Below are 22,809 nucleotides of genomic sequence, written 5' to 3'. Positions count from 1 at the left end.
CCCGGGATGGCCGCGGCCGACGCGAACGGATGCGGCGCCATCGCAAAGGGGCCGCGCTCCCATTCTCGCCTCATCGATCTGCACGCTTCTTCCATCTGATCGCACCAGAGAGACCGTCCGCCATGGAACTCGGCATCGACAGCTTCGCCGTCACCCTTCCCGATCCGGAAACGGGCCGGTCCCTTCCGGCGGCCGAGCGCATGGCGCGTCTGCTCGCGGAAGTGGAGGTGGCCGACCGGGCCGGGCTCGACGTCTTCGGTATCGGTGAGCACCACCGCGCCGAATTCCTCGATGCGGCTCCGGCCGTCATCCTCGCGGCCGCGGCGGCACGCACGAGCCGGATCCGATTGACAAGCGCCGTCACGGTGTTGAGCGCGGCCGACCCGGTCCGCGTCTTTCAGGAGTTCGCTACCCTCGACCTGATCGCCAAGGGCCGGGCGGAGATCGTGGTCGGGCGCGGCTCCTTCGGCGAGGCCTACCCGCTCTTCGGGTTCGCCGCCGAGGATTACGACGCCCTCTTCGCGGAGAAGCTCGACCTGCTTCTAACGCTGCGCGAGCGGACCCATATCACCTGGCGCGGCCGGTTCCGCCCGCCGCTCACCGGCCAAGGCGTCTATCCGCGTCCGCACCAGGAGACGCTTCCGATCTGGATCGGTGTGGGTGGAACACCGGCCTCCTTCGCGCGCGCCGGCACCCTCGGCCTGCCGCTGATGGTCGCCATCATCGGCGGTAGCTTCCAACGCTTTCGCCCCCTGGTCGACCTTTACCGCGAAGCCGGCCGCCAGGCGGGCCATGCACCGGAGAGACTCAAGGTCGGGGTGCATGCCGTCGGTTTCGTCGCCGACACCGACGGGGCCGCGCAGGAGGCGTTCTATCCCGGCTGGGCTCAGCTGTTCGGGAAGATCGGGGCGGAGCGGGGATGGCCGAAGACGAACCAGCGTGAGCAATTCGAAGCCATGTGCGGCCCCTACGGCGCCTACCTGATCGGAGCGCCGGACACGGTTGCGGCGAAGGTGGTGACGGCCAGCGCCGCGCTCGGTGGCATATCCCGTCTGACCTTCCAGATGAGTTCGGCGATGCAGGAGCCGGATGCCATGCAGCGATCCATCTCATTGCTCGGCACCGAGGTGATACCGCGGGTGAAAGCGTTGTTGCCGGCCTCGTGACGGCGCCCTTCCCCAGGCGCAGGGTCCCGTTCTTGGAACGACACCGTTCAGGCCGGCACGTGGGTGGGCGCCGTCCCGAGGCCGAGATAGAACGTCTTGATGTCGTCGCGCCCACGAAGTTCGGCGGCGGTGCCAGTGAGGACGCTGCGTCCATTCTCCAGCACGACCGCCCGGTCCGCATGGCGCAGGGCGACGGTGACGTTCTGCTCGGCGACCAGGATCGTCAGTCCCTCGTCGCGGTTGAGGCGTGCGAGGGTGCGAAAGATCTCGGCCACCACCTGCGGAGCGAGGCCCATGGAGGGTTCGTCGAGGACGAGCAGGCGCGGACGGCCCATCAGGGCACGCCCGATCGCCACCATCTGTTGTTCGCCGCCGGAGATCAGCCCGGCCAGAATCCGGCGCTTCCGCAGCAGGCGCGGGAAGATCGCGTAGATCCGCTCCAGGTCGGACCGGATGGCGGATCGGTTCGAGCCGCGCCCGAGCCCACCGGTGACGAGGTTCTCCTCCACGCTGAGCCCTCGGAAGCAGTGGCGGCCTTCGAGCACCCCGACGAGGCCCGCCCGCACCAGGGCGTCGGTGGGTGTCCGGGACACGTCCTGTCCGTCATAGACGATGCGGCCCGCCGTCACCTGCCCGTGCTCGGCCGGCAGGAGGTTCGAGACCGCCTTGAGGACGGTGGTCTTGCCGGCGCCGTTGGAGCCCACGAGGGCGACGATCTCGCCCGCTGCGACGGTGAGGTCGACTCCCGAGAGGGCGCGGACGGCGCCGCCATAGCGGGCCTCCAGCGCCTCGACGCGTAGCAGCGGCGTGCCGGTCACGGAGTGGCCGCCGCGGCGTGGGTCGCATTCTCCTCGGCGGCACAGTTGCGCGGCGTGATGCCGTGCTCCTTGGCGTAGGTCGCCGAGGAGGCCTCGATGATCGGGCGCAGGGTCGCCCAGTCGGGGGCGATCCAGTCGGAGACCACCTTCCATTTCGCCCCGTCCCATTGCTGGAAGGTGACGCGGCCATCGCCCTCGTGGTTGGCGCAGGTGACGTTGATGGAGTGGAACAGGCCCTTGGCGCCCAAAGCCGCGACGCGGGCTTCGTCGAGACGCAGGTGCTCGAAGCCCCAGCGGACCTCGTCTCCGGTGAGCGTCCGCTTGCCGAACTTCGCTTGCGCCGCCCGCACCGCCTCGACGTTGAGGATGCCGTTCACGATGCCGAGGTTGTGGTAGACGCTGCCGATGCGCTTCTTGTCGGCGAGATTGCCGGTATTGCCGTCGTAGACGGTCTTGATGATGTCCTTCAGCACCGGATATTCGGCGCCCGACGCCTGCGTGGTGATGGCGACGTAGCCCTTGGCGGCCTCTCCTGCCGGGATCACGTCCTCCTCCGAGTTGGACCAGACGTTGCCGACGATGCGGTTGGCGGGAAAGCCCGTCTTCTGAGCGGTCTTCAACGCCACCGGGTTCATCACGCCCCAGCCGCGCAGGACCACGTAATCCGGCTTGAGGCGGCGGATGGTCAGCCATTGCGATTGCTGCTCGTTGCCGGGATGCGGCACCTCGATCTGCTCGACCTTGAAGCCGTGCTTCTTGGCGAGGAGCTCATAGATCGGGATCGTCTCCTTGCCGTACGGCGAGCCATGATAGAGCACCGCGATGGTCTTGCCCTTGAGCCTGTCGAGTTCACCCTCGCGGCTCCCGAGATATTCGACGATGCCGGATGTCTCGCTGTAGGGGTTGAGGAGGAGCGGGAAGACGTAGGGGAAGAGCCGGCCATCGGTGGAATCGGTGCGGCCGTGATTGATCGTGATCAGCGGCACCTTGTCCTTGGTGATCCGGTCGACCATCGCATAGGCGATTCCCACAGAGAGCGGGTTCCAGGCTGCGATGCCGGGACGGGATTTGAGCCGCTCATAGACCTCGACGCCGCGCTCGACCTCATACTGGGTCTCGCCCTCGCTCCAGGTCAGCTTGACCCCGTTCACGCCGCCGTCGCGGGTGTTGATCAGGTTCAGGTAATCGATGAAGCCACCGAAGAACCCGGTGCCGCCGGCCGCATAGGGCCCGACCCGGTAACTCTGCAGGGGGAAATGCTGTTCGTCGGCGCCGGCCGAACCGGTGAGCGCGACGAGGGCGGTCCCGGCGACGAGCACGGAACGCAGGGCGGTTTTGAATGCGGGCATGGGAAGTCCTTAGTTCACTGGTCTCAGGAGTTTGAACGGTCAGGCCGAGGGGCGTAGGCGGCGCACGGCGCGGTCGAGGAGCGCACTGAGCCCGGCGGGTTCGCGGATCAGGAAGGCGACGATCAGGATTCCGAGGACGATGCGCTGACACATCTCCAGCGTGCCGGAATCGAACCCGTCGCCGAGTAAGGCTGCGCCGAACCGTGACAACAGCAACGGCAGGACGACGATGAGCCCCGCGCCCAGGAAGGCGCCGCGCAGGGTGCCGAGGCCGCCGATGATGACGATGAACAGGATCTGGAAGGAGCGGTCGAGGTTGAACCCTGCCGGCTCCACCGTGCGCAGGTAGGCGAAGGCCCAGAGCACACCCGCTACGCCGATGATGAAGGAGGACAGCCCGAAAGCGAGGAGCTTGGTGCGCGCCACCTTCACGCCGATGACGCGGGCGGCGGTCTCGTTGTCACGCACGGCGACGAAGTTGCGTCCGGTGGGCGAGGTAACCAGGCGCCAGGCCAGGACCGTCAGCAGCGTCACCACGGTGAGCGAGAACAGGTAGCGGCCACGGGCATCCTCGAAGGACAGGCCGGCGACGACGAGCGGTGGCGCGCTGATGACTCCGGATGGGCTGTCGTTGGAGAGCCAGCTGAAGCGGTTCAGCACCCAGGCCACGAAGAACTGCACCGCCAGCGTCGAGACGGCGAGGTAGAAGCCGCGCAGCCGCAGGGCGGGCAAACCGGCCACCAGCCCCGCCAGGGCGGCGACGAGCCCGGCCAGCACGATGGTCGCCGGCAGCGGCAGGAAGGGCAATCGCAGCGACAGGTTGAAGGCGGCATAGGCCCCCACCGCCATGAAGGCAGAGGACCCGAGCGAGAGCTGGCCGGCATAGCCGGTGAGCAGGTTGAGTCCGAGGGCCGCCAGCGACAGGGCCAGGAACGGCGTCAGGATCGCCTCGTAGAGGTAGCTGCTGCCGACGAGCGGAACGATCCCATAGGCGATCGTCAGAAGAAGAACGACGCCGATGCCCTTGGCGGATAGGCACGGCAGGGACTTGTCCAGCGGAGTAGAGGTGGCGGCCATGGCGCTCAGACCCGCTCGACGCTGCGCATGCCGAACAGCCCCGAGGGCTTCAGCAGCAGGAAGCCCAAAGCCGCGACATAAGCGATCCAGCCCTCAATGCCGCTGCCGATGACCGGCCCGAGATAGACTTCCGACAGCTTCTCCACCGCGCCGACGATGAGGCCGGCGACGATGGCGCCGAGGATCGAATCGAAACCGCCGAGCACGAGGACCGGCAGGGCCTTCAGCACCACCAGGGAGAGCGAGAATTGCACGCCGAGGCGCGCTCCCCAGAGTAGTCCAGCCACCAGGGCGACGATGCCCGACGCGATCCAGACCGCGGCCCAGATCCGGGGCAGGCGCAGGCCGGTGTTCAGAGCCGCCAGCGGATCGTCCGCCACCGCACGGAAGGCGAGGCCGGTGCGGGTGTAGCGAAAGAACAGGCTCAGAGCGGCTACCATCAGCCCGGCGACGGCTGCGGCGAACAGGTCGAAGCGGCTGACGAGGATGCCGGCGAGGTCGATCGGCGTATCGTCGATGCCGAGATCGAGCCCGTGTACCTGCGTGCCCCAGGCGAGCTGGGCGACTCCCTCGATGACGTAGGCGACGCCGAGCGTCGCCATGAAGAGAGTGATCGGCGGCTGGTTGACCAGGGGCCGCAGGACGGCGCGTTCGATGGCGAGCCCGAGGAGGGCCATGACCGCCAGGGTCGCGGCAAAGGCGCCGATGAAGGGCACGCCCCGTTCCGTAAGGCTGACGAAGGTCAGTGCCGCGAACAGCAGCATCGCGCCTTGCGCGAAGTTGAGCACGCCGGAGGTCTTGTAGATCAGCACGAAGCCGATCGCGACCAGCGCATACATGACCCCGGACAGCAGACCGCCGACCAGCACCTCGACGAAGAAGGCGAGATCGGGATTCATGCGCCGGCCTCGAAGGCGAGGCCGAGATAGGCGGCGATGACGGCGGGATCGGCCTGGACCTCGGCCGGCGTCCCGGAGGCGATGCGCCGCCCGTGATCGAGGACGGTGACGCGATCCGACAGGCCCATCACCACGCCGACATCGTGCTCGATCAGTACGATGGTGGTGCCGGTGGAGTCCCGCGTGGCGCGAATATCACCGCTCATCCGCTGTTTCTCGGTGGCCGTCATGCCGGCCATGGGCTCGTCGAGCAGCAGGAGGCGCGGTCTGGCTACCAGGGCGCGGGCGAGCTCGACCCGCTTCTGCACACCATAGGGGAGCGTGCCGACGAGCCGGTCGCGTATGTCGGCGAGGTCGAGCGCGGCGATGACGGCCTCGGCCCGCTCCCGGTGCTCGCACGCTTCGCGTCGCGCATGGGGAAGTCCGAGGACCTACGCACCAAGCCCGGCGGACTGGCGGTCGACCAGCCCGATCGTCACCGTATCGAGGACGGTGAGACCCCGGAACAGCGCCAGGTTCTGGAAGGTGCGGGCCACACCGAGGCGGGCGAGGTGCCGCGTCGGCACGCGGGAAAAGCGGTCGTCGCCGATCCGGATCGCTCCGGAATCCGGCGCGTAAAGCCCGCTGATCGCGTTGATCAGGGAGGATTTACCGGCTCCGTTCGGGCCGATGACCGCATGGATCTCCCCCTCCCCGACCGACAGATCCACGGCATCGAGCGCCACGGTCCCACCGAACCCGAGCGACACGCCTTCGACTACAAGGAAGGGAGGATCCTCCTCGACGATCCTGGGGTGGAGCCGTTGGCGGGAAGCGGGAAGGCTCACGGATCGTGGCCGATCGACGAGATGCGGCCGGACAGCAACATTCATGATGAGAGAAGCGTTTCCGGGGGCGAGGTGACGCATTCGCGTCAATGAATCGAGATCATGACGCGATAAAGCCAGCCTCATGGGATAGATGATACACCTGACGGATCATCGATAGGCCCAGATTCATCTATAAATCTAAATCTGTCAAAAGGATAAGGAGCTATATTTATGGCGCTTTTACCGCATTCGTTCCATGCGAACCGTGATCGGGAGATTGATTCTGCTCAGGTTATCCGTGCGCTGTCTTATTCTTGAAGCGCACCTGTCGGCACCGCGCCGGTTGATCAGGGGGCGCGATCGATAGACGATCCGAGCACAAAGCGGATTCTTGACGTTGCGCGTGTCCCTCCGGCCTCAGGAGTTCGGTATTCCCCACCGAACTCCTGGAACCTGACGGCCGGTGTCCCAAATGGTGTCAAGCGGACGCCGCGATCCGGGCGGCAAAATCGCGATAGGACCGCAACGGACGGCCCAGAAATGCCGTGAGGCGATCGATGTCGCCGGTCTCCGGCCGCATCCCGATGTCGAGAAAGCGTTCGCACATCAGGCGCATGTCGAAGGCCATCCAGCTCGGCGCGTGCTGCTGCCGCAGGTTCTGCTCGAAGGCGCCGGTGTCGTCACCGCCATACGCGACCGGGCGGCCCAGGATTTCGGACCAGATGGCGGCGACGTCCGCACCGGTCAGCGTCTCGGGACCGACGAGATTGATCCGGTCGAAGGGGAGCGGTGTGCTGGACCGCTCGCGGCGGATGAGTTCGAGGGCGGCGATCTCGCCGATATCGGCCGCATCGATCATCGCGAGACCCTTGGCCCCGATCGGCATCGGGTAGACGCCGTAGCCGAGCACGACGTCCTTGATCAGGGCATCGTTGTTCATGAAGTAGGCCGGGCGCAGGATCGTGGCGTTGAAGCCCATTCCCTCGATCATCCGCTCGACGCCGAACTTGCCCGCGAAATGCGGCACGTTCACGTAGAGGTCGCTATGGATCACCGACAGGTAGACGATCCGCTCGATCCCGGCCTCGCGGGCGAGGTTGAGGGCGATCAGGGCCTGGGTGAATTCGTCCGGCACCACGGCGTTCAGCAGGAACAGGGTGGAGATTCCCGACAGGGCGTTCCGCAAGGTGTCGACATCGAGGAGGTCGCCCTGGACCACGGTCACGCCTGCGGGAAGCTCCGCTTTTACGGGGTCGCGGACGAGTGCGCGGACGTCGCCGCCACGCTGGACGAGGTGGTTGATGACGTGGCGGCCGACGGTGCCGGTCGCGCCGGTGACGAGGATGGTCATGGGGGTCACTCCAAGGTTGTTTCAAACGACACCCGGAGAATGAGGGGCCCACTCGTGGTTCGATAGACTGTCTGTTAGGACGGTCCGTCTCACAGGTGGAACGTATGGACCTCCTCGCCCTCGCCGATTTCAACCTCGTCGCCCGGCACGGGGGGTTCGGCCGGGCTGCCCGCGCTTCTGGACGCCCGAAGGCGACCCTGTCCCGCCGGGTCGGGGAGCTGGAGGCCAGCCTCGCCCTGCGCCTGTTCGAACGGGGCGCGCGCAGCCTGAAGCTGACGGAGGAAGGCCGCGCCCTCTACGAGCGGACGCGGGTGCTGCTCACCGAACTCGACGAAGCGGCGTCGGCCATCGCCACGGGCGGAGACAGGCCCCGCGGACGCTTGCGCATCAGCGCGCCCGTGCTGTTCTCACAGACCGCGATGGGCAGGCTCGCGGTCGATTTCGGGTTGAAATATCCCGACATCCGGCTGGAGATCACCACGGAGGACCGGGCCGTCGATATGGTGGAAGAGGGCTACGACCTGGCGATCCGGGTCAACCCGGAGCCGGACGAGACTCTGGTCGGCCGTATCTTCTTGCGGGACCGGCTAGTGGTCGTGGCGAGCCCGGGCCTGGACCGGCCGGGAGAAGGGGCGACCGTGCCCGGTGTCATCCGCGGTCCGATCGGAGGACCGCTGACCTGGGACATGCGATCGTCCGGCGGTAAGTCGAGCGTCACCGTCGATCCGGTGCTCGGCCTGTCATCGCTCATGATGGTCCGCGATGCGGTCCGCGCCGGGCTCGGCGCCGGACGCCTGCCGATCTCGCTCGTCAGCCGCGATCTGGCGGCCGGCAGGATGGTTCTCTGGGGCGATCTCGACCGGCCGGAGATCGCCCTCTGGACGCTCTACCCGTCGCGACGGCTGCTGAGCGCACGCGTCTCCGCCTTCCTCGTCCATCTGAAGGAGGCCTTCCCGATAGGGACCGCCGATGAGCTCGCGGCGCATATCGATGGATAGCAGCGAGGCCCCTGCCCCGGCGACGGAGCCCGACGGTCTGTCATCCGGCGCCCATGCCGAATGCTTCAGCGGATGAGCGCTTCGGCGATCTTCTCAGGCTCGACCGGCGCTTCGATCCTGACCACATCCGCGAAGCGTGCCGGTAAGCCGGCTCCCTCGCAGTCACGGCGCAACGCATCGACCCGGGCATACTCGTCCTCGACCACGAGGATCACGCGGCTTGCCCAGGGGCTCGATTCCATCGTCACCCCAGATCTTGTGCCTGGGCATGATCGATGAGTGGCAAATCGATGGTGCAGTGCAGGTCCGTCGAGGAGAGGTCGTAGGTGGTGCGTGCCTGCATGACGTAGGGCAATGCCCGCTCGATCAATTCGCGGCCGTAGCCGCCGGCCTTCGCGATCGGACCCTCTTCCTCCAGCACATGTTCGAGCCCGGTCTCCCGCCACTCCAACACGAGGCGCTCGCCTTCCTCGCCCGCATAGGTCCGCCACGTCACCTCCAGGCGGCCCGCCTCGGTGGTGAGCGCCCCGTATTTGCGGGCATTCGTGGCGAGTTCGTGCAAGGCCAGCGCGAAGATTTCCACCGTGCGTTTGCGCAGGCGTACCTTCGGACCCGACAACAGGACGCGCTCGGGCATGTTGGCGGCGCCGAGGGCGTCGAGCTCCGCACGGAGCACCGCGTCCATGGTGATCGGCTCGTTATCCGCGCGGGATAGAACGCCTTGCACACGCGAGAGCGCGGACAGCCGGTTCGTGAAGGCCACCTCGAAATCCTCGAGCGTCTCGCTGGAGCGCAGCGTCTGTCCAGCGATGGACCGGACCACGCCGAGCAGGTTCCGGGTGCGGTGCTGCAATTCGGCGACCATGACCTTCTGGCGTTCCTGGTAGGTGCGCAGGTCGTCCACATCGGTGGAGGTGCCGAGCCACTCGACGATCCTCCCCCTTTCGTCATGGACCGGGGTCGCGCGCGTCTGGAACCAGGAATAACGGTCCTCCGCCGCATTGCGGATCCGATAATTGACCACGAGCGTGCCCAAACGCTCCGCCTCCTCCCAGCGCGCGAGGGTCTCATCACGGTCGTCAGGGTGGAGAGCGGCGATCCAGCCGTGACCGAGGCTGTCCGCCTCGGACTGCCCCGTATAGGCGCCCCATTGCGGGCTGGCCCAGGTCCATTGGCCGCCATCGACCGCCCGCCAGACCAGCTGTGGGACGCCCTCGATCAACGCGCGCTGGCGGGCCTCGCTCTCACGCAGGGCATCCTCGGCGCGTTTGCGCGTGGTGACATCCGTCGCCGAGCCGAACCATTCGATGATGTTGCCGTCGCCGTCGAAGACCGGGATGGCCCGCGAATGCGTCCATCCCACAGTGCCGTCGAGACGTCGGACCCGGTGCTCCAGGTCGAAGGAACGCTTCGCGGCGTTGGCCGCCTCGATCTCGGCACGGACCTGCGCCTGATCTTCTTCCGGGATGTACCGGGTGAGCCAGCTCTGGTCGGGATCGTCCGTATCGGACAGGAACCCTCCCCCGGAGAGTTCGTGCATCATGTCCCAGGCCGGACTCATTCGGTAGAGTACCTGCGAACTGGCCTGTACGAGCGCCCGCAACTGCTGTTCCGAGCGGCTCTGTGCCGCCTCGGCTTTGCGACGCGCGGTAATGTCGACGAAGGTCATGACGGTGCCGTCGATGCGATCCTCCACGGTGCGGTAGGGTCTGAGGCGCATCATGAACCATTGCCCGGCCCGGCTGCGGACCTCGTTCTCCACCGGCACGAGGTCCTTCAGCACCCGGTTGGTATCCGCCTCGATCCCGTCATACTCCAGGCGGTGCGTGAAATCGGTGATCGTACGCCCGATATCTGCTTTCGTGATGTTGAAGAGTTCCGCGATGGGTGGCGTGAACATCTTGATGCGCAGGTTGGCATCGAGGAACAAAGTGCCGATTTCCGTCGCGTAGGTGAGATTTTGCAAGTCGCTATGCGCCACCGAGATGCTGGCCAGCTTGCTCTTCATCTCGGCATTGACGGTGTGAAGCTCCTCGTTGATCGATTGGAGCTCCTCTTTCGAGGTCTCGAGCTCCTCTGCCGTCGAGCGATACTCCTCGTTGATCGATTGCAGCTCCTCGTTGGTGGCACGAAGATCCTGGATCGACGCTTCGTGCCCGCTTCGGCTGGCGATCAGGGCTTCCTGGGCCGCCCTCAACTCGGCATGAAGGCGGCGAACCTCGTCGGGCTGGGTGTCGGTTGCGGCCTCTGACGTGTCATCGCCGCGCACGCGGCCGCCATCCAGGAAGAACACGAGCGCGCGCGTCCCCATATGCGCCTCGCTGGGAACGGGGACGACGTGCATGGCGATCCTGCGCCGCTCGCTGTCGAACGCGACCACGGTCGGATGGGTGAGCGTCGGTTCTTTCTGGTCGAGGGCGCGGGTCAGCGCCAGCCTGAGATCGAGCCGCAGCTCCGGCCGCACCACCGTGGGGAGTTGGTTGGAGACCGGCCCGGCCGAGTGGAGGAGGAAGCGCCCCGCATTCGCCGAGAGGTGCAGGATGTGCTGAACGTCGTCGACGAGCACGCTCGCGGGCGCGCTCTGTTCCAGAGCGGACAGGTGCAGCGTGGCCGACCTGTCCCCACTCTCGTTGCGCGCGGGAGCAGCGTGATTCATCGGCATGAGCCGTTCGGGCACGGCGAATTGCGGCAAGATCGGCAGCGTGCGGGCCGCATTCGGCCGGGAGCAGTAGATGCGCGCTTCCCGGTCCAGGGGGGCGAACTGATCCGTTGCCGCGTCCACGGTCTCGGCCGACCCCAAGAACAGGTAGCGTCCCGGCTTGAGGCCGTAATGGAAGATCGCGCAGAGCTGCTGCTGCAGGCTGCGCTCGAGGTAGATCAGGAGGTTGCGGCAGGTGATGAGATCGAGCCGCATGAAGGGCGGCTCCTTGATGACGCTGTGCGTGGCGAACATGACGCTGTCGCGCAGCTCCTTGCGCACACGGTAATGCGAGCCTTCGTCGACGAAGAACTGAGTGAGGCGCTCATTGGAGACGTCGGCCTCGATCGAGCGCGGGTAGCGCCCCTCCCGCGCGATCCCGAGCGCGGTATCATCCAGATCCGTGGCGAAGATCTGGATCTGCGGATGGAGCTTCCGCCGCGCAGCCTCCTCATGCAGCAGGATCGCGAGGCTGTACGCCTCCTCTCCGGTGGCACAACCCACGACCCAGGCGCGGAGGTTCTCCCCCTTTTCGGGCCCGAGATCGTCGAAGAGCGGTCGGATCGTCTGGTGCCTCAAGGCCTCGAAAGCCTGCGGATCGCGGAAGAATTGCGTCACCGAGATCAGAAGATCGGTGAAGAGTTCTTTCGCCTCCTCGGGAGTGGCCAGAAGGTGATTGGCATAGTCCGCGAGCGTATCCGTGCGGCAGACTTGCATGCGTCGGATCACGCGCCGCATCACGGTGGCCCGCTTGTAGCCTGAAAAATCGTGGCCCAGGCGGGCGCGAAGGAACGCCACGATGCGCCGAAGCTCGTTGGCGCTGGCGTCCATGTCGAGAGAGCGGACGGCCTCCTTGCTATGGGCCAACTCCACCACGCGCTCGGCCAGGCGGGCGAGCGGCGCGACGAAATCGGCCGTCCCCGTGGCGATGGCGTTCTGCGGCATGGAGGCGAAGCTTGCTTCCGCCGGCTCCTGCACCATGACGACGCCCCCGCCCTCCCTGATGGCTTGGATACCCACCGACCCATCGGCGCCGGCGCCCGACAGGATGATGGCGATGCCATCGCCACGGGCGGCGGCGACGGAGCGGAAGAACATGTCGATGGGCGAGCGCCGGCCGCGCGGCTCGCTGAACTCCCGTGCCGTGACGCTGTCGCCATCGATGACGAGTTCGCGGTCGGGCGGGATCACGTAGACGCAATTGGGCTTGAGGGTCGGCCTGTCCTGGATCTGGTTGACGGGCATCCGGGTGCAGCCCGACAGGATGTCGGCGAGCATGCTCGGGTGGTCGGGTGCGAGGTGAAGAATGACGACGTAGGCGAGGCCGAGATCCGGCGGGAGTTGCCGGAACAGGCCCTGCAGCGCCGCGATGCCGCCCGCCGAGGCGCCGATGGCGCAAACGGGTACGAATTTCGGAGAGGGAAATGCGTGAGATTCGGGGTCGTACATGTGGCCCTATCCGTGGCGGCTGACCGATCTCTTAGCGAGAACTCGGGCAGATACCCAACGGTCGAGTCCGCTTCTGTTTTCCCCACACCGGTGAAAAACCGGCTCGCCGGCCCGTCCTGCACCGCGTCGGGTCGTCCACGTTGGGGCGTCCACGGGCCCGAACCCTTGCGAGGAGGGAGCCTCGATGGAACCGAGCGCCCGCTATCCGGCCGGAACCGATGAGCACATGGGCCGGATGATCTTCGATGATCAGGGCGGACGTGGCTCGCAGGCAGGGGCGAGCGGGCCCAAAGCAGGCCCGGCGGCGGAGGGTCGTGAGAGCACCATATCGCCCCCGGTCTACGGACCGGGGGCTTCGCGGCGAGAACCCTGCTCTCAGCGAGGAAGGCGTCCGCGTCTGCGGAGGGAGGGCGGCTCGACCGATACCGGACCGTCGAGGCGGGTTGCGTCGGCGCTTCGCAGACGCCGAACTCTGCCGAACTCTTATGCGGCGGACCGCTCGCCGAGATGCAGATAGTCCGCATCGAATTCGGCGAGACGCTTCAGGCGCGGCCAGTCGAGGATCCTCAGGGTCCGGCCCTTGAGCTCGATCAGCCCGCGCCGTCGAAGCTCCTGTAGCGAACGGTTGACGTGGACGGTGGTCATTCCCGTCGTATCCGCGAGCTGGTTCTGTGTGACGGGCAGGTCGCAGCTTTGGTTGGTTCCGACACCCGCGGCCTGAAAGCGGGTGATCAGTTCGCAGAACAGATGGGCGATCCGCTCCAGCGCCGTTCGCTGACCGACATTGACCAGCCACTCGTGCAGGGTCGCCTCATCCACGAGGCTCGCCATGCGCAAGGCTCGCGCGATGGCCGGATGATGCTCCATGAGATCCTTCACGACAGTCACCGGGATCCGCACCACCTCGCAGGCGGAGAGCGTGGCGAGGGTGTGATCCATGCGGTTCATGAGCGCCACATCGAGATCGCAGGTGTCGCCGGGCACGAGATAGGCGGTGATCTGGCGGGCGCCGCTGGAGCGCTGCTTGTAGCGGCAGGCGATCCCACTCATCACGAGATGGACGCCATCCGGTGGGTCGCCCGCCCGGACGAAATCGGTATGCGGCGCGATGGGGCGAGGATTGGCGCTGATCCGTTCCAGGATCTCCCGGTCGGCCTGGGAGAGCGTCACGAACCCCTCCAGCTTGCGGATGAAGGGGTTGCTCCGGCCCTCGACCGGTTGAAGCCTCCGAATAGGCGTCACGACCTCGGCGCTCATCGGTGGGGGCGCTTTGGCGAGGCTGTCCAGCAGCGCGATGATATCGTTGGGCAGAGCCGGTTTGGTCAGCCAGGGCAGGTTCTGGAAGTCCGAGGCACGAGGCTCGTCCTGCTGGAAACCCGAATGGACGAGGATGGGAATTCTGCGTTGGCGCAATTCGCGGCCCAATACGGTGCAGAAGCCGTCCCTGAGCTTGACGTCCACCACCGCGAGGGCGGGACTGGCCAGGTCGATGGCGGCCAGTGCCTCGGGCGTCGTCGCGAATGGCCCCAGCACGCGGTAGCCCGCCCCCATTAGAGCGTCGCTGAGGTCCTCCGCTATGAGAAAATCCGGTTCGGCTAGGAGCACCGTCGGTTGTCGGGCTGCAAGGTCCATGTCCGGGCTCCAAAAATAAAGGCCACCTGTCATCTGACGGGCAAAATCGTATACCCAGGTTTAAACATGATCTGAATTGACAGTAAATAAAACAAAGCGTCCGGTGCGGTATCGAACTTACGTCGGATATGCTGGTCAGTTTCGGTTAATCTATGACAGTTTGCCAAATGTTATTGAGATAATCTGTTATCCGTGCCATGACTTAGCGATCGCCTGCAACGATGTCCGAGCGTAGGCGGCTAAGAGACGCCGAGCTCTTGCTCCGACGAGGAGGCAAGGGCCCATGGCTCACATCCAGCAATCTGCCGTGCGCAATCGCCTGCTGAAGGTCATGACCGGTGAGGATTTCGCCCGGCTTCAGCCTCATCTGGAACCCGTTGACTTGCTGGTCGATCAGACGCTGATCGAAGCCAATATCCGAACCGAGTACCTGTACTTCCTGGAGAGTGGTCTCGGTTCGATTACGGCCGACGGTACCAACGGCCGGGTCGAGATCGGGATCATCGGCCGAGAGGGCCTGGTCGGTGCGTCGCATGTGCTGCTCGGCTCGGACCGTGTCCCCTACCGGCACTTCGTGCAGATGGCGGGTCACGCCTTGTCGATCCGCGCCGGGATCGTCAGCGCGGCGGTGGACGAGAGCCCGACCCTCCGCAAGCTGCTCCTCCGCTACGTTCTGACCGAGATGATCCAGGTGCGGCAGACGGCGATCGTCAACGCCACCTTTGAGATCGAGGTGCGCCTCGCACGCTGGCTGCTCATGTGCCACGATCGTGCAGAAGGCGATGAACTGCTGCTCAAGCACGAGTTCCTGTCGATGATGCTGGGCGTGCGGCGCTCAGGCGTCACCCTGGCCATGCAGCAGCTCGAAGGGGCCGGTCGTATCCGGGCTCGGCGCGGGCGCATCACCGTGCTGGATCGGGAGCTCTTGGAGGAGATGGCCAATGGCAGCTACGGCACGCCCGAGGCCGAATATGCCCGCCTGATCGAAGGCGCCTGACATGCCCCGGTACTTCTTCAACCTTCGCTATGGTGCGGGCCTCGGCAAGCTGGCAGTCGATCCGGAGGGAGATGAACTGGCCGATCTGGACGCCGCGCGCCAGCATGCGTTGCAATGTGCCCGCGAGCTGGTCGCTGGATCTCGCTCGTTTGCCGTGCGGGATTGGTTCGCCTGCTCCTTCGAGGTCGAGGACGCGAATGCGCGCCGCGTGCTGACCGTGCCGTTCAGCGACATCGTTCCGGAGGACGATGACGAAGATTGAACGGCGCCGTCCCCAGGATGCCCTGAGGTAACCCCTTGGGCTCCGGCGGTCACGGCATCGTGGCGTGCCGCGCCTCCGGTTCCATCAGGCGACGCCAGCGTCCCGGAGTCGTGCCCTGGTTTTTTGCGAAGGCGCGCGTGAAGTGGCTCTGATCGGCGAAGCCGCAGGCCAGGACGATGTCGGCCAGCGTCCGATCCTTCCTCCGCATCATGACCTTGGCGCGGGCGATGCGCTCCCCCGTCAACCAGGAATGGGGCGCGATGCCGGTGGATTGGCGAAAGGCGCGCGCGAAGTGGCTGACAGACAGGCCGCAGGATTCCGAGACCGCCCGGAGGTCGATGGCCTGGGCGAGATCGGCACGGATCCGGTCCTGAGCGCGACGAAGCTGCCAGGGAGCCAGGCCGCCGCGAACGGTCTCGGGCGCGGGTTTGAGCCGCGTATAGGTTCCCAGGAGATGGGCCGCCACCGCATGGGTCAACTGGCGGCGGATGGCCCCGGCCCAGCGATCGCCCCGATCCAGGGTTTCTCCGACACTGACGGCGAGATGATACAAGGCGGGGTCCGCCAGCACCATTCCGTAGACCGGTAGGAATTCCTCGACGGGATCGGCATCGTGGATGTTCAGATCCTCGGCCACCTGCGTCAGGATCTGGCGATCGAGCCCGATCTGGAGGGTTCGCGCCGGTGCCCGCAACAGGCGGGGCTGACGCAGGTCATGAAGGATCGCCTCACCTGCGCGCAGTTCTATCTGTGGCTGACCATCCGCACGGTCCCGGAGCGCGACGTGGTTCCATGGCGTCGGTGGCTCGTCGAGCCGGATCTGGAGAACGAGCGCATCGACCCGGTCGATCCGGACCGCGCTTGCGACGCCGTCCCCGGACATCAGCACGATGGCCCCCTCGGACCAGTCGCCGAGCCGAATTCTCGATGGGCCAACCGGATCGCATGGAGTTCGCTCGAAACGAAAATGCTGCCTTGCGCGAGGGCGGGCGGATGCCGGGGCCGGGCGCGCGAGAGCTTGCTTTGCCGGTTCGTGGACAGGCGTCACGTGCATGTCTGTTTCCCCATTCACCATGGAGATCACTTAAATCGCTGAAGCCGCTCTCGTATTTCGCCGAATTGCCGTGGACTTCGCATATCCTGCTGTCCGGATTGCGAGGGGTTATGAATAATGCTGCCTATACTCGCCGGGTGTCCGACCGACAGCGCGCTTGAATGCCGTGTTGAACGAGCCCTGACTGGAAAACCCGGAGGACAGGGCGACGTCGATCAGGGATATTTTACGCTCGGTCAGTAATCGGCGTGCGCGCTTCAGTCTTTCTTCGCTGACGAAGGCATAGGGCGTTTTCCCGGTGACGCGCTTGAACATGCGGGTGAAGTGGAAGGGGCTGAGACAAGCCACGGCGGCGATCTCGGCTACGGACAGGTCCCGTTCGAGATTGTCGCGGATGAAGGCGACGGCGCGGTTGATCCGGTCCGGGGATGCGGCGTCCGTGGCGGGGCGCGCTCGCGTTTCCGGTCGGTCGTGACCGTAGGCCTGCGCGATCCGGGCCGTCAGGGCGAGGGCGGCAGCCTCGACCATCATGCGGCCCGCCGAGCTTTCCCGGATCAGTTCCTGATGGATCGACAGGCCGATCTGGACGAGCAACGGATCCTCGACGCCGGCGAGATAGCGCACGGCATCGGCACGGATGCGCGCGTCGCCATACAGGGCGGCGAGATGGTCGAAACGCTCCGCCGGCAGATAGATGTGGAGGATCTCGTCCAGGGGTGCCGAGATGTTGATGTCGTCCTCCCCGACCCCGATGGGACAGAGCCAGATCGTTCCGCTCTCCACCGGCGTCCGCTGCCGAATCCCGGCGCCCTTGCGGCTGACATGAGCATCGGGGCTGCGCCGGACCGCGAGCGTGATCTCCATCTGGGTCGGGACGATGGCGGGCAGGTCGCCGGCCGGATGAGACCGCAACTCCGCGGCGACGCCGTTCCATTGCCGGCCCGCCGAGGAGGCGAAGAGACCCGCTTTCGGGAACTTGTGTGCGCCGTGACGGTGAAAATCCATGCCGGCAACGTGCAAGCCGCGCGCGAACTCGGCTATTATACAGGTGTATCGGATACCAGACGAGCAGTGCCCGACATCGCGGCGAAGCCAGGCGGACGAGCGAATGCGGCAGGTCTTCTCGCGGTGGCGGAGCCGGGCGTCCGCCTCGCCCGGAGCGGATCGACCGACCTCGGGAGACCCACCCGCCTGGATGCGAGCCGGTCCGGCCCGTCGCCGGAAGCTGCACCCCGCCGGGCTCGGCTTTGCCGCCGGAGTGACGCTCCCGCCCGTCATCCTGGCGGGGCTCGCCGGTTGGGCGGCCGGGGCGGCGTCCACGATGGCGTCCTTCGTCATCGGAGCGGGCGGGGCGCTGGCGCTTGCGGCCGCAATGTTGAGCATCGCGCGAATGCGAGCCACGTCCGAACGCAGTGAGGCGCGCTTCGCTGCCATCTTCGAGCGGGCCGGGATCTCGATGTGGCGCGAGGATTGGACGGAGGCGGCCCGGGCGGTCATGGAACTGCGCCATGCGGGCGTGACCGATATCGAGTGCTATTACGCCAGCCGTCCGGACGAACTCCGCGCTTTGTGTGCCAAGGTGATCGTCACGGACGTGAACGCCTTCACCCTCGAGGAGACGGGGGCCACTGACAAGAGCGCCTATCTCGGCCCGCTCGATCGGCTGCTGCCCTCGACAGACCAGACCTTCGTCCAGTGGCTCGTCGCGTTCGGCCGCGGCGATCGGTTCTTCCGCTCGGAAGCGCATGTGGTCCGGGCCGATGGAAGCGAGGGGGACACGCTCTTCACCGCGATGCTGCCGCAGGATCTCGACGGGTTCGCCGAGATCATCGTCACCTCCCTCGATGTCACGGCGTTCAAGCAGGCGCAGGCGAACGTCGCCGTGGCCGATAGCGAGCTCGCACGATCATCGCGGATCACCACGGTGGGAGCTTTGAGCGCGTCGATCGCCCACGAGGTCAATTCCCCGCTCGCGGTGATCGTCGCCAATGCCGAAGCCGCCCTGCGCTGGTTGAAACGGCCCCAGCCTGATGTCGAGGCGGCGTCCGCAGCCCTCGACGACGTGGTCGGCGCCGCGATCCGCGCCCGAGACGTGATCTCCCGCACACGATCCTATCTCGGCAACGCGCCCCGCCTGTTCACCCCCGTCGATCCGCTACAGGCGGCGCGGGACGCCAATCTGCTGATCGAGCGCGAGATCCGTGTCCACGGCGCGACGGTCCACATTGCCGCCGACGGCGAGATCCCGCTCATCGCGGCCGATCCGATCCAGATCCAGCAGGTCTTCGTGAACCTGCTCCTCAATGCGGCGCAGGCGATGACGGACAGCGCCGGACGCCGGGATATCCTGGTCGCCATCCGCCGCGAGGCCGCCTTCGTCGCCGTTACCGTCAGCGATACGGGCCCCGGCATCGCGCAGGAGCGGCGCGCGCGGATCTTCGAGCCGTTTCATTCGACCAAAGCGAATGGCATGGGCATGGGCCTCGCGATCTGCCGCAACCTCATCGATGCCCATGGGGGCGACATCCGTGTCGATGCCGCGCCGGGTGGAGGCGCCGCGTTCCACATCACGCTCCCCATCTCCGATGCGTGATCCTTTCTCAGGCGGTGAGGTGGTCGCCCTGGGATTGCGGTGCGGCGCACGATAATTATGGGTCGGTGCGAAGCTTGCAGTCGAGGCGCTACGCAATTCGTGTATGAGACGAGCGTATTCGCGCCCGCGAGACCAATGCCCGAAGCGACCATTCATATCGTCGACGATGACCCTGTGCTGCGTGAAGCGCTGGTCCGCCTCTGTATGTCTGATGGGCTGGCAGCAGTCGGTCACGCGGATCCGAGCGGATTGTCGGGCTCGCTCCTGCGTCAATCACCCGAATGTATCCTGCTCGACGTGCGGCTCGCCGAACAGAGCGGACTGGCCGTCCAGGAAATGTTGCGCGCGGACGGCAATACGGTGCCGATCATCTTCCTGACCGGCTATGGCACGATCCCCATGTCGGTCCGTGCCATGCGGGGCGGCGCCGTCGAGTTCCTGACCAAGCCCTTCATCGCGGACGTGCTGCTCGCCGCGATCCGCAAGGCGCTCGAAGCCGATGCCGCCGCCCTCGCCGATCGGCGCGCACAGGGCGAACTCGCAGCCAGGTTCTCCACGCTGACCCCACGGGAAAACGACGTGATGCGATGCGCCATCGGGGGGCTGATGAACAAGCAGATCGCCGCCGATCTCGGCATCACGGAGATCACCGCCAAGGTTCACAAGAGGCGGGTCATGGAGAAGATGCAGGCCCGGTCCCTCGCCGACCTCGTCCGCATGGCGGATCAACTCGGCATCGTGGCCACGCGCCAGCGTTGAGCGGCCGAGCCCTTATGGCGGTGAACACCGTTCTGCCGGAGCCGGTGCAAGCCGAAACCTTCGTATGAGACGGTTTAACCAACGCATCGATCGGATGATCTGCCGTATAGTATTCAGGTTGCTTGAACGGATTAAGATCTGGACATGAACTCAGGGCCGCGGCGAAGACATCGAGCGGCTCCGTTCTGACCCGAAACCAGTCTGACATCCGGAGACGTACCATGATCAAGCATCTCGCTTCCGTCGCCCTCCTGCAGCTTGGCCTGATGGCCCCTGCCCTCGCCATGCCGGATCGTCATCCGGCTCGCAGCACCGTCGAGCAGGTGGACCTGGACGGGACCGGTTCCCTGCAATCGCGTCATGAGCCGCAGGCGTCCCGGACCATCGACAGCTCGGCCAAGGGCGGCAACGCCGACGAGACGAACCACGCGGTGCCGAATTTCGGCACGACGTCGGGCGGTCCCGCCGACTGAGCTTTCATCGCCTCGCGGCAACGCGATCATTTCCGGGGAGAGCGGCCATGAACCTTCTGATCAGACCCTGTCTCGCAGCCATCCTCGCGCTGGCATCGACCGTGCCCTTCGCGCAATCCCACACGCCTCCGGCGGGGCTCGACGCCGCCGGAGCGCGGGACCGGATCGACGCCTTGGGGAAGGCGACGGCGCCGGTGGCCGTCGAGGCCGATCGCCAGCAGGTCGGCCGTAAGACGGATCTGCAGGCGAAATGAGATCCGAGGCCGAGTGAAATTCAGGGCGGAGGACCGAATGGCCAGCAAGTGGTCCATTCGGTCCTCCGCTCCGTTTTCCCTGACGGCGGCCATGCATCCGGCGTCCAGAGTGGGAAACGTTCTGTCCGAACGCGCTGAAGCCGGCCCAAATCCAGCCAAAGCCTGTCGGCCATAGCCCTCCCCCGCCGGTCTCGGGCTTGGCGTTTCGCCTCTGTGCCTTCAGGGCTCCGGGTGCAGGAAACCGTGGACCGCCTGGACCACCACCGATCCCTCGCCCACCCCGGATGCGACGCGCTTCACCGAGCCCGCGCGAACGTCGCCGACGGCGTAAAGACCCGGGACCGTTGTGGCATAGGGAGACGCGGCCGGCATCCCGTCGCTCCGCAGGCCGGTCGGAACGAATCCCTTTGGATCGAGACCGAGGCAGTCCGAGAGCCATCCGGTATTCGGCACGGCACCGATCATGACGAAGACGTTGCCGATGGCCTTCGTTTCACTGATCCTGCTCGACCGGTCGGTCCATGTCACCGATGTCAGGGTGTCTTCACCGAGAAGCGCGGTGATCTCGGTCTGCGTATGCAGGGTGATGCGCGGTGACGACGCGATCCGCTGCACGAGATAATCGGACATCGTCGCGGCGAGACCGGTGGCCCGCACGAGAAGGTGGACATGCGCCACCGTGCGGGACAGGAACATTGCGGCCTGACCGGCCGAATTACCGCCACCCACGACGATCACCGCTTCACCGGTGCAGAGTTGCGCTTCCATGGCTGTGGCGGCGTAATGGATGCCCTGCCCTTCGAAATGCGCGTAGCGTGGCAGATCCAGGCGGCGGTAGCGGGCGCCGGTGGCGGCGATGACGGCGCGCGCCGGTACGGCTGTGCCATCTTCGAGGATCACCCGGAAGGGTGACCCGTCGCAATCGAGCCCCGTCGCCATGCGGGAGATCGCGAGACGCGCCCCGAATTTCTGGGCCTGGACCTGTGCGCGGCCGGCGAGCGCCTGACCGGAGATCCCGGTCGGAAAGCCGAGATAGTTCTCGATCTTCGAGGAGGTGCCGGCCTGACCGCCGGGTGCCAGCCCTTCGATGACGATGGTGTCGAGCCCTTCCGAGGCGGCATAGACCGCAGCGGCGAGGCCCGCCGGTCCGGCGCCGATCACCGCGACATCGTAGATGCGGCCGGGGTCGATCGCTTCCGTCAGCCCCAGCGCGTCCGCCAGTGCCGCGTTCGTAGGATTGCGCATCACCGCAGCGCCCGGAGCGATCACCACCGGCAGGTCGGCCTCGGTCAGGCCGAATCCGTCCAGGGCGTGGCGGGAGGCTGGGTCGCCCGCTGTGTCGAGGATGCGGTGCGGATAGGCGTTCCGGACGAGGAAGCGCTCCAGGCGAAGGGTCTCACGCTGGTGACCGGGACCGATCAGCACGACACCTCCCCGCCCGTGGCGGATCAGGCCGACCCGGCGCAGGATGAAGGCCCGCATGATGATCTCGCCGATATCCGGCTCGGCGGTGACCAGGCGGCGAAAGGCGGCGCGATCGATCCGCACCACACGCGTCTCCACCACGGTGCGCCCCGAGACCAGGATCTCCCGGTCGTTGAACAGGTCGAGTTCGCCCGTGAACTGCCCCTCGGTGTGCACCACGAAGACCCGGTCGACCCCGTCATGGTCGGTCTCGAACATCTCGATCCGGCCGGCGAGGACGAGGAAGAAATCCACCCGCCGCTGCCCTCTGGTGAAGATGAGGCTACCCTCCGGCAGGATCTCCTCTGTGCCGTAGCCGGCCACCCGGCGCTCCATTTCATCGCTGAGGCGGGGAAAGGTCTGCGCCGTGCGCTCGTCGCCGTCGGTGCCCGCCGCGAGGTTGGTGTCGGTCATCTCGGATCACTCCGTGCCGTCGAATCCGGAGGGGCCATTCCTGCCCCGGATAGTGTCTCGTCCCGTCGTCACTGCCGTAGCTGCAGGACGGCATGCCACCTGGCTTGTCCGATCGCGCGATGTTTTGGACGGGCCGGTGCCAATTCCCGGCGACCGCCCACTCGCCGACGATCGGGAATGGTGTCTGGCCGAACGACCGGAATCAGCACGAGGTCTCATTGATTCGCGTCCGGCGATCCATGGTGAGCGCGGTTGGAGAGGTGTTCTCGAGGTGAACGCGGATCGTTCAAAAC

General features: G+C 66.2%; 20 protein-coding genes and 1 pseudogene. 9 read left to right on the top strand and 12 right to left on the bottom strand.

The features are described 5' to 3' along the window. Window positions 1-122 precede the first annotated feature (122 nt). Complete coding sequence (locus tag ACYQML_RS15575; protein WP_461233315.1) at window positions 123-1,166, top strand: LLM class flavin-dependent oxidoreductase; 1,044 nt, start codon at window positions 123-125, stop codon at window positions 1,164-1,166. 47 nt (window positions 1,167-1,213) lie between these two features. Here the strand turns inward: ACYQML_RS15575 and ACYQML_RS15570 are convergent, their stop codons facing one another. The 6 genes and pseudogenes from ACYQML_RS15570 to ACYQML_RS15545 form a co-directional block, all read right to left on the bottom strand. Beyond that, the gene (locus ACYQML_RS15570; protein ID WP_461233314.1) at window positions 1,214-1,984 is read right to left on the bottom strand and encodes an ABC transporter ATP-binding protein; all 771 of its coding nucleotides are present in this window, start codon (window positions 1,982-1,984) and stop codon (window positions 1,214-1,216) included. Next, on the bottom strand, window positions 1,981-3,333 hold the full coding sequence (locus ACYQML_RS15565) for an ABC transporter substrate-binding protein (RefSeq protein WP_461233313.1): 1,353 nt from the start codon (window positions 3,331-3,333) through the stop codon (window positions 1,981-1,983). Before ACYQML_RS15565 ends, ACYQML_RS15570 begins: the two co-directional genes overlap by 4 nt. 39 nt (window positions 3,334-3,372) lie before the next feature. Next, on the bottom strand, window positions 3,373-4,410 hold the full coding sequence (locus ACYQML_RS15560) for a branched-chain amino acid ABC transporter permease (protein ID WP_461233312.1): 1,038 nt from the start codon (window positions 4,408-4,410) through the stop codon (window positions 3,373-3,375). A 5-nt stretch (window positions 4,411-4,415) separates the two neighbouring features. Then, window positions 4,416-5,309: a branched-chain amino acid ABC transporter permease gene (locus ACYQML_RS15555; RefSeq protein WP_424753513.1), complete on the bottom strand. Its 894-nt coding sequence runs from the start codon at window positions 5,307-5,309 to the stop codon at window positions 4,416-4,418. Then, window positions 5,306-6,181 (bottom strand): annotated as a pseudogene (locus ACYQML_RS15550) (ABC transporter ATP-binding protein). Before ACYQML_RS15550 ends, ACYQML_RS15555 begins: the two are co-directional and overlap by 4 nt. Before the next feature lie 415 nt (window positions 6,182-6,596). Next, window positions 6,597-7,469, bottom strand: coding sequence for an NmrA/HSCARG family protein (locus tag ACYQML_RS15545; RefSeq protein WP_461233311.1), 873 nt, complete (start codon window positions 7,467-7,469; stop codon window positions 6,597-6,599). 104 nt (window positions 7,470-7,573) lie between these two features. On the opposite strand from ACYQML_RS15545, the gene ACYQML_RS15540 reads away from it, so the two are divergent. Continuing rightward, on the top strand, window positions 7,574-8,467 hold the full coding sequence (locus ACYQML_RS15540; RefSeq protein WP_461233310.1) for a LysR family transcriptional regulator: 894 nt from the start codon (window positions 7,574-7,576) through the stop codon (window positions 8,465-8,467). Window positions 8,468-8,532: 65 nt separating this feature from the next. Here ACYQML_RS15540 and ACYQML_RS15535 read toward each other — a convergent pair whose 3' ends face one another. The 3 genes from ACYQML_RS15535 to ACYQML_RS15525 all read right to left on the bottom strand — a co-directional run bounded on the left by ACYQML_RS15535 (window position 8,533) and on the right by ACYQML_RS15525 (window position 14,246). Beyond that, a complete protein-coding gene (locus ACYQML_RS15535; RefSeq protein WP_461233309.1) occupies window positions 8,533-8,709 on the bottom strand; it encodes a hypothetical protein in 177 nt (58 codons plus the stop codon). A 2-nt stretch (window positions 8,710-8,711) separates the two neighbouring features. Further along, window positions 8,712-12,614, bottom strand: coding sequence for a chemotaxis protein CheB (locus tag ACYQML_RS15530; protein ID WP_461233308.1), 3,903 nt, complete (start codon window positions 12,612-12,614; stop codon window positions 8,712-8,714). 483 nt (window positions 12,615-13,097) lie between these two features. Continuing rightward, entirely contained in the window at window positions 13,098-14,246 is a 1,149-nt protein-coding gene (locus ACYQML_RS15525; RefSeq protein WP_424753507.1) for a helix-turn-helix domain-containing protein, read from the bottom strand. Between the two features lie 283 nt (window positions 14,247-14,529). Between ACYQML_RS15525 and ACYQML_RS15520 the strand changes: the two genes are divergently transcribed. Beyond that, window positions 14,530-15,243, top strand: a complete 714-nt coding sequence (locus ACYQML_RS15520) for a Crp/Fnr family transcriptional regulator (RefSeq protein WP_461233306.1) — start codon at window positions 14,530-14,532, stop codon at window positions 15,241-15,243. Window position 15,244: 1 nt separating this feature from the next. After that, window positions 15,245-15,505: a DUF6894 family protein gene (locus ACYQML_RS15515; protein WP_056426362.1), complete on the top strand. Its 261-nt coding sequence runs from the start codon at window positions 15,245-15,247 to the stop codon at window positions 15,503-15,505. Between the two features lie 49 nt (window positions 15,506-15,554). Here the strand turns inward: ACYQML_RS15515 and ACYQML_RS15510 are convergent, their stop codons facing one another. Next, a complete protein-coding gene (locus tag ACYQML_RS15510) occupies window positions 15,555-16,142 on the bottom strand; it encodes a helix-turn-helix domain-containing protein (RefSeq protein ID WP_461233305.1) in 588 nt (195 codons plus the stop codon). On the opposite strand from ACYQML_RS15510, the gene ACYQML_RS15505 reads away from it, so the two are divergent. Further along, entirely contained in the window at window positions 16,119-16,601 is a 483-nt protein-coding gene (locus tag ACYQML_RS15505) for a hypothetical protein (RefSeq protein WP_461233304.1), read from the top strand. The two genes, ACYQML_RS15510 and ACYQML_RS15505, sit on opposite strands and share 24 nt — an antisense overlap. Window positions 16,602-16,667: 66 nt before the next feature. Here the strand turns inward: ACYQML_RS15505 and ACYQML_RS15500 are convergent, their stop codons facing one another. Continuing rightward, window positions 16,668-17,564 (bottom strand): helix-turn-helix domain-containing protein, encoded by an 897-nt coding sequence (locus ACYQML_RS15500; protein ID WP_461233303.1) that lies wholly within the window; start codon window positions 17,562-17,564, stop codon window positions 16,668-16,670. Window positions 17,565-17,754: 190 nt separating this feature from the next. Between ACYQML_RS15500 and ACYQML_RS15495 the strand changes: the two genes are divergently transcribed. The 4 genes from ACYQML_RS15495 (at window position 17,755) to ACYQML_RS15480 (ending at window position 20,638) form a co-directional block, all read left to right on the top strand. After that, the gene (locus tag ACYQML_RS15495; RefSeq protein WP_461233302.1) at window positions 17,755-19,152 is read left to right on the top strand and encodes a sensor histidine kinase; all 1,398 of its coding nucleotides are present in this window, start codon (window positions 17,755-17,757) and stop codon (window positions 19,150-19,152) included. Between the two features lie 135 nt (window positions 19,153-19,287). Continuing rightward, window positions 19,288-19,911 carry a response regulator transcription factor gene (locus ACYQML_RS15490; protein ID WP_207413723.1) on the top strand — a complete coding sequence of 208 codons (624 nt, stop codon included), beginning with the start codon at window positions 19,288-19,290 and terminating at the stop codon, window positions 19,909-19,911. Between the two features lie 221 nt (window positions 19,912-20,132). Further along, window positions 20,133-20,384, top strand: a complete 252-nt coding sequence (locus tag ACYQML_RS15485; RefSeq protein ID WP_056426378.1) for a hypothetical protein — start codon at window positions 20,133-20,135, stop codon at window positions 20,382-20,384. 47 nt (window positions 20,385-20,431) lie between these two features. Continuing rightward, window positions 20,432-20,638 (top strand): hypothetical protein, encoded by a 207-nt coding sequence (locus tag ACYQML_RS15480; RefSeq protein WP_461223983.1) that lies wholly within the window; start codon window positions 20,432-20,434, stop codon window positions 20,636-20,638. A gap of 219 nt (window positions 20,639-20,857) precedes the next feature. Here ACYQML_RS15480 and ACYQML_RS15475 read toward each other — a convergent pair whose 3' ends face one another. Continuing rightward, window positions 20,858-22,516 (bottom strand): FAD-dependent oxidoreductase, encoded by a 1,659-nt coding sequence (locus ACYQML_RS15475; protein ID WP_461233301.1) that lies wholly within the window; start codon window positions 22,514-22,516, stop codon window positions 20,858-20,860. Between the last annotated feature and the right edge of the window lie 293 nt (window positions 22,517-22,809).

Source organism: Methylobacterium sp. CM6244 (assembly GCF_054817885.1).
The sequence above is the reverse complement of the archived record's forward strand: the minus strand, read 5'-3'. Positions and strand labels throughout refer to the sequence as shown.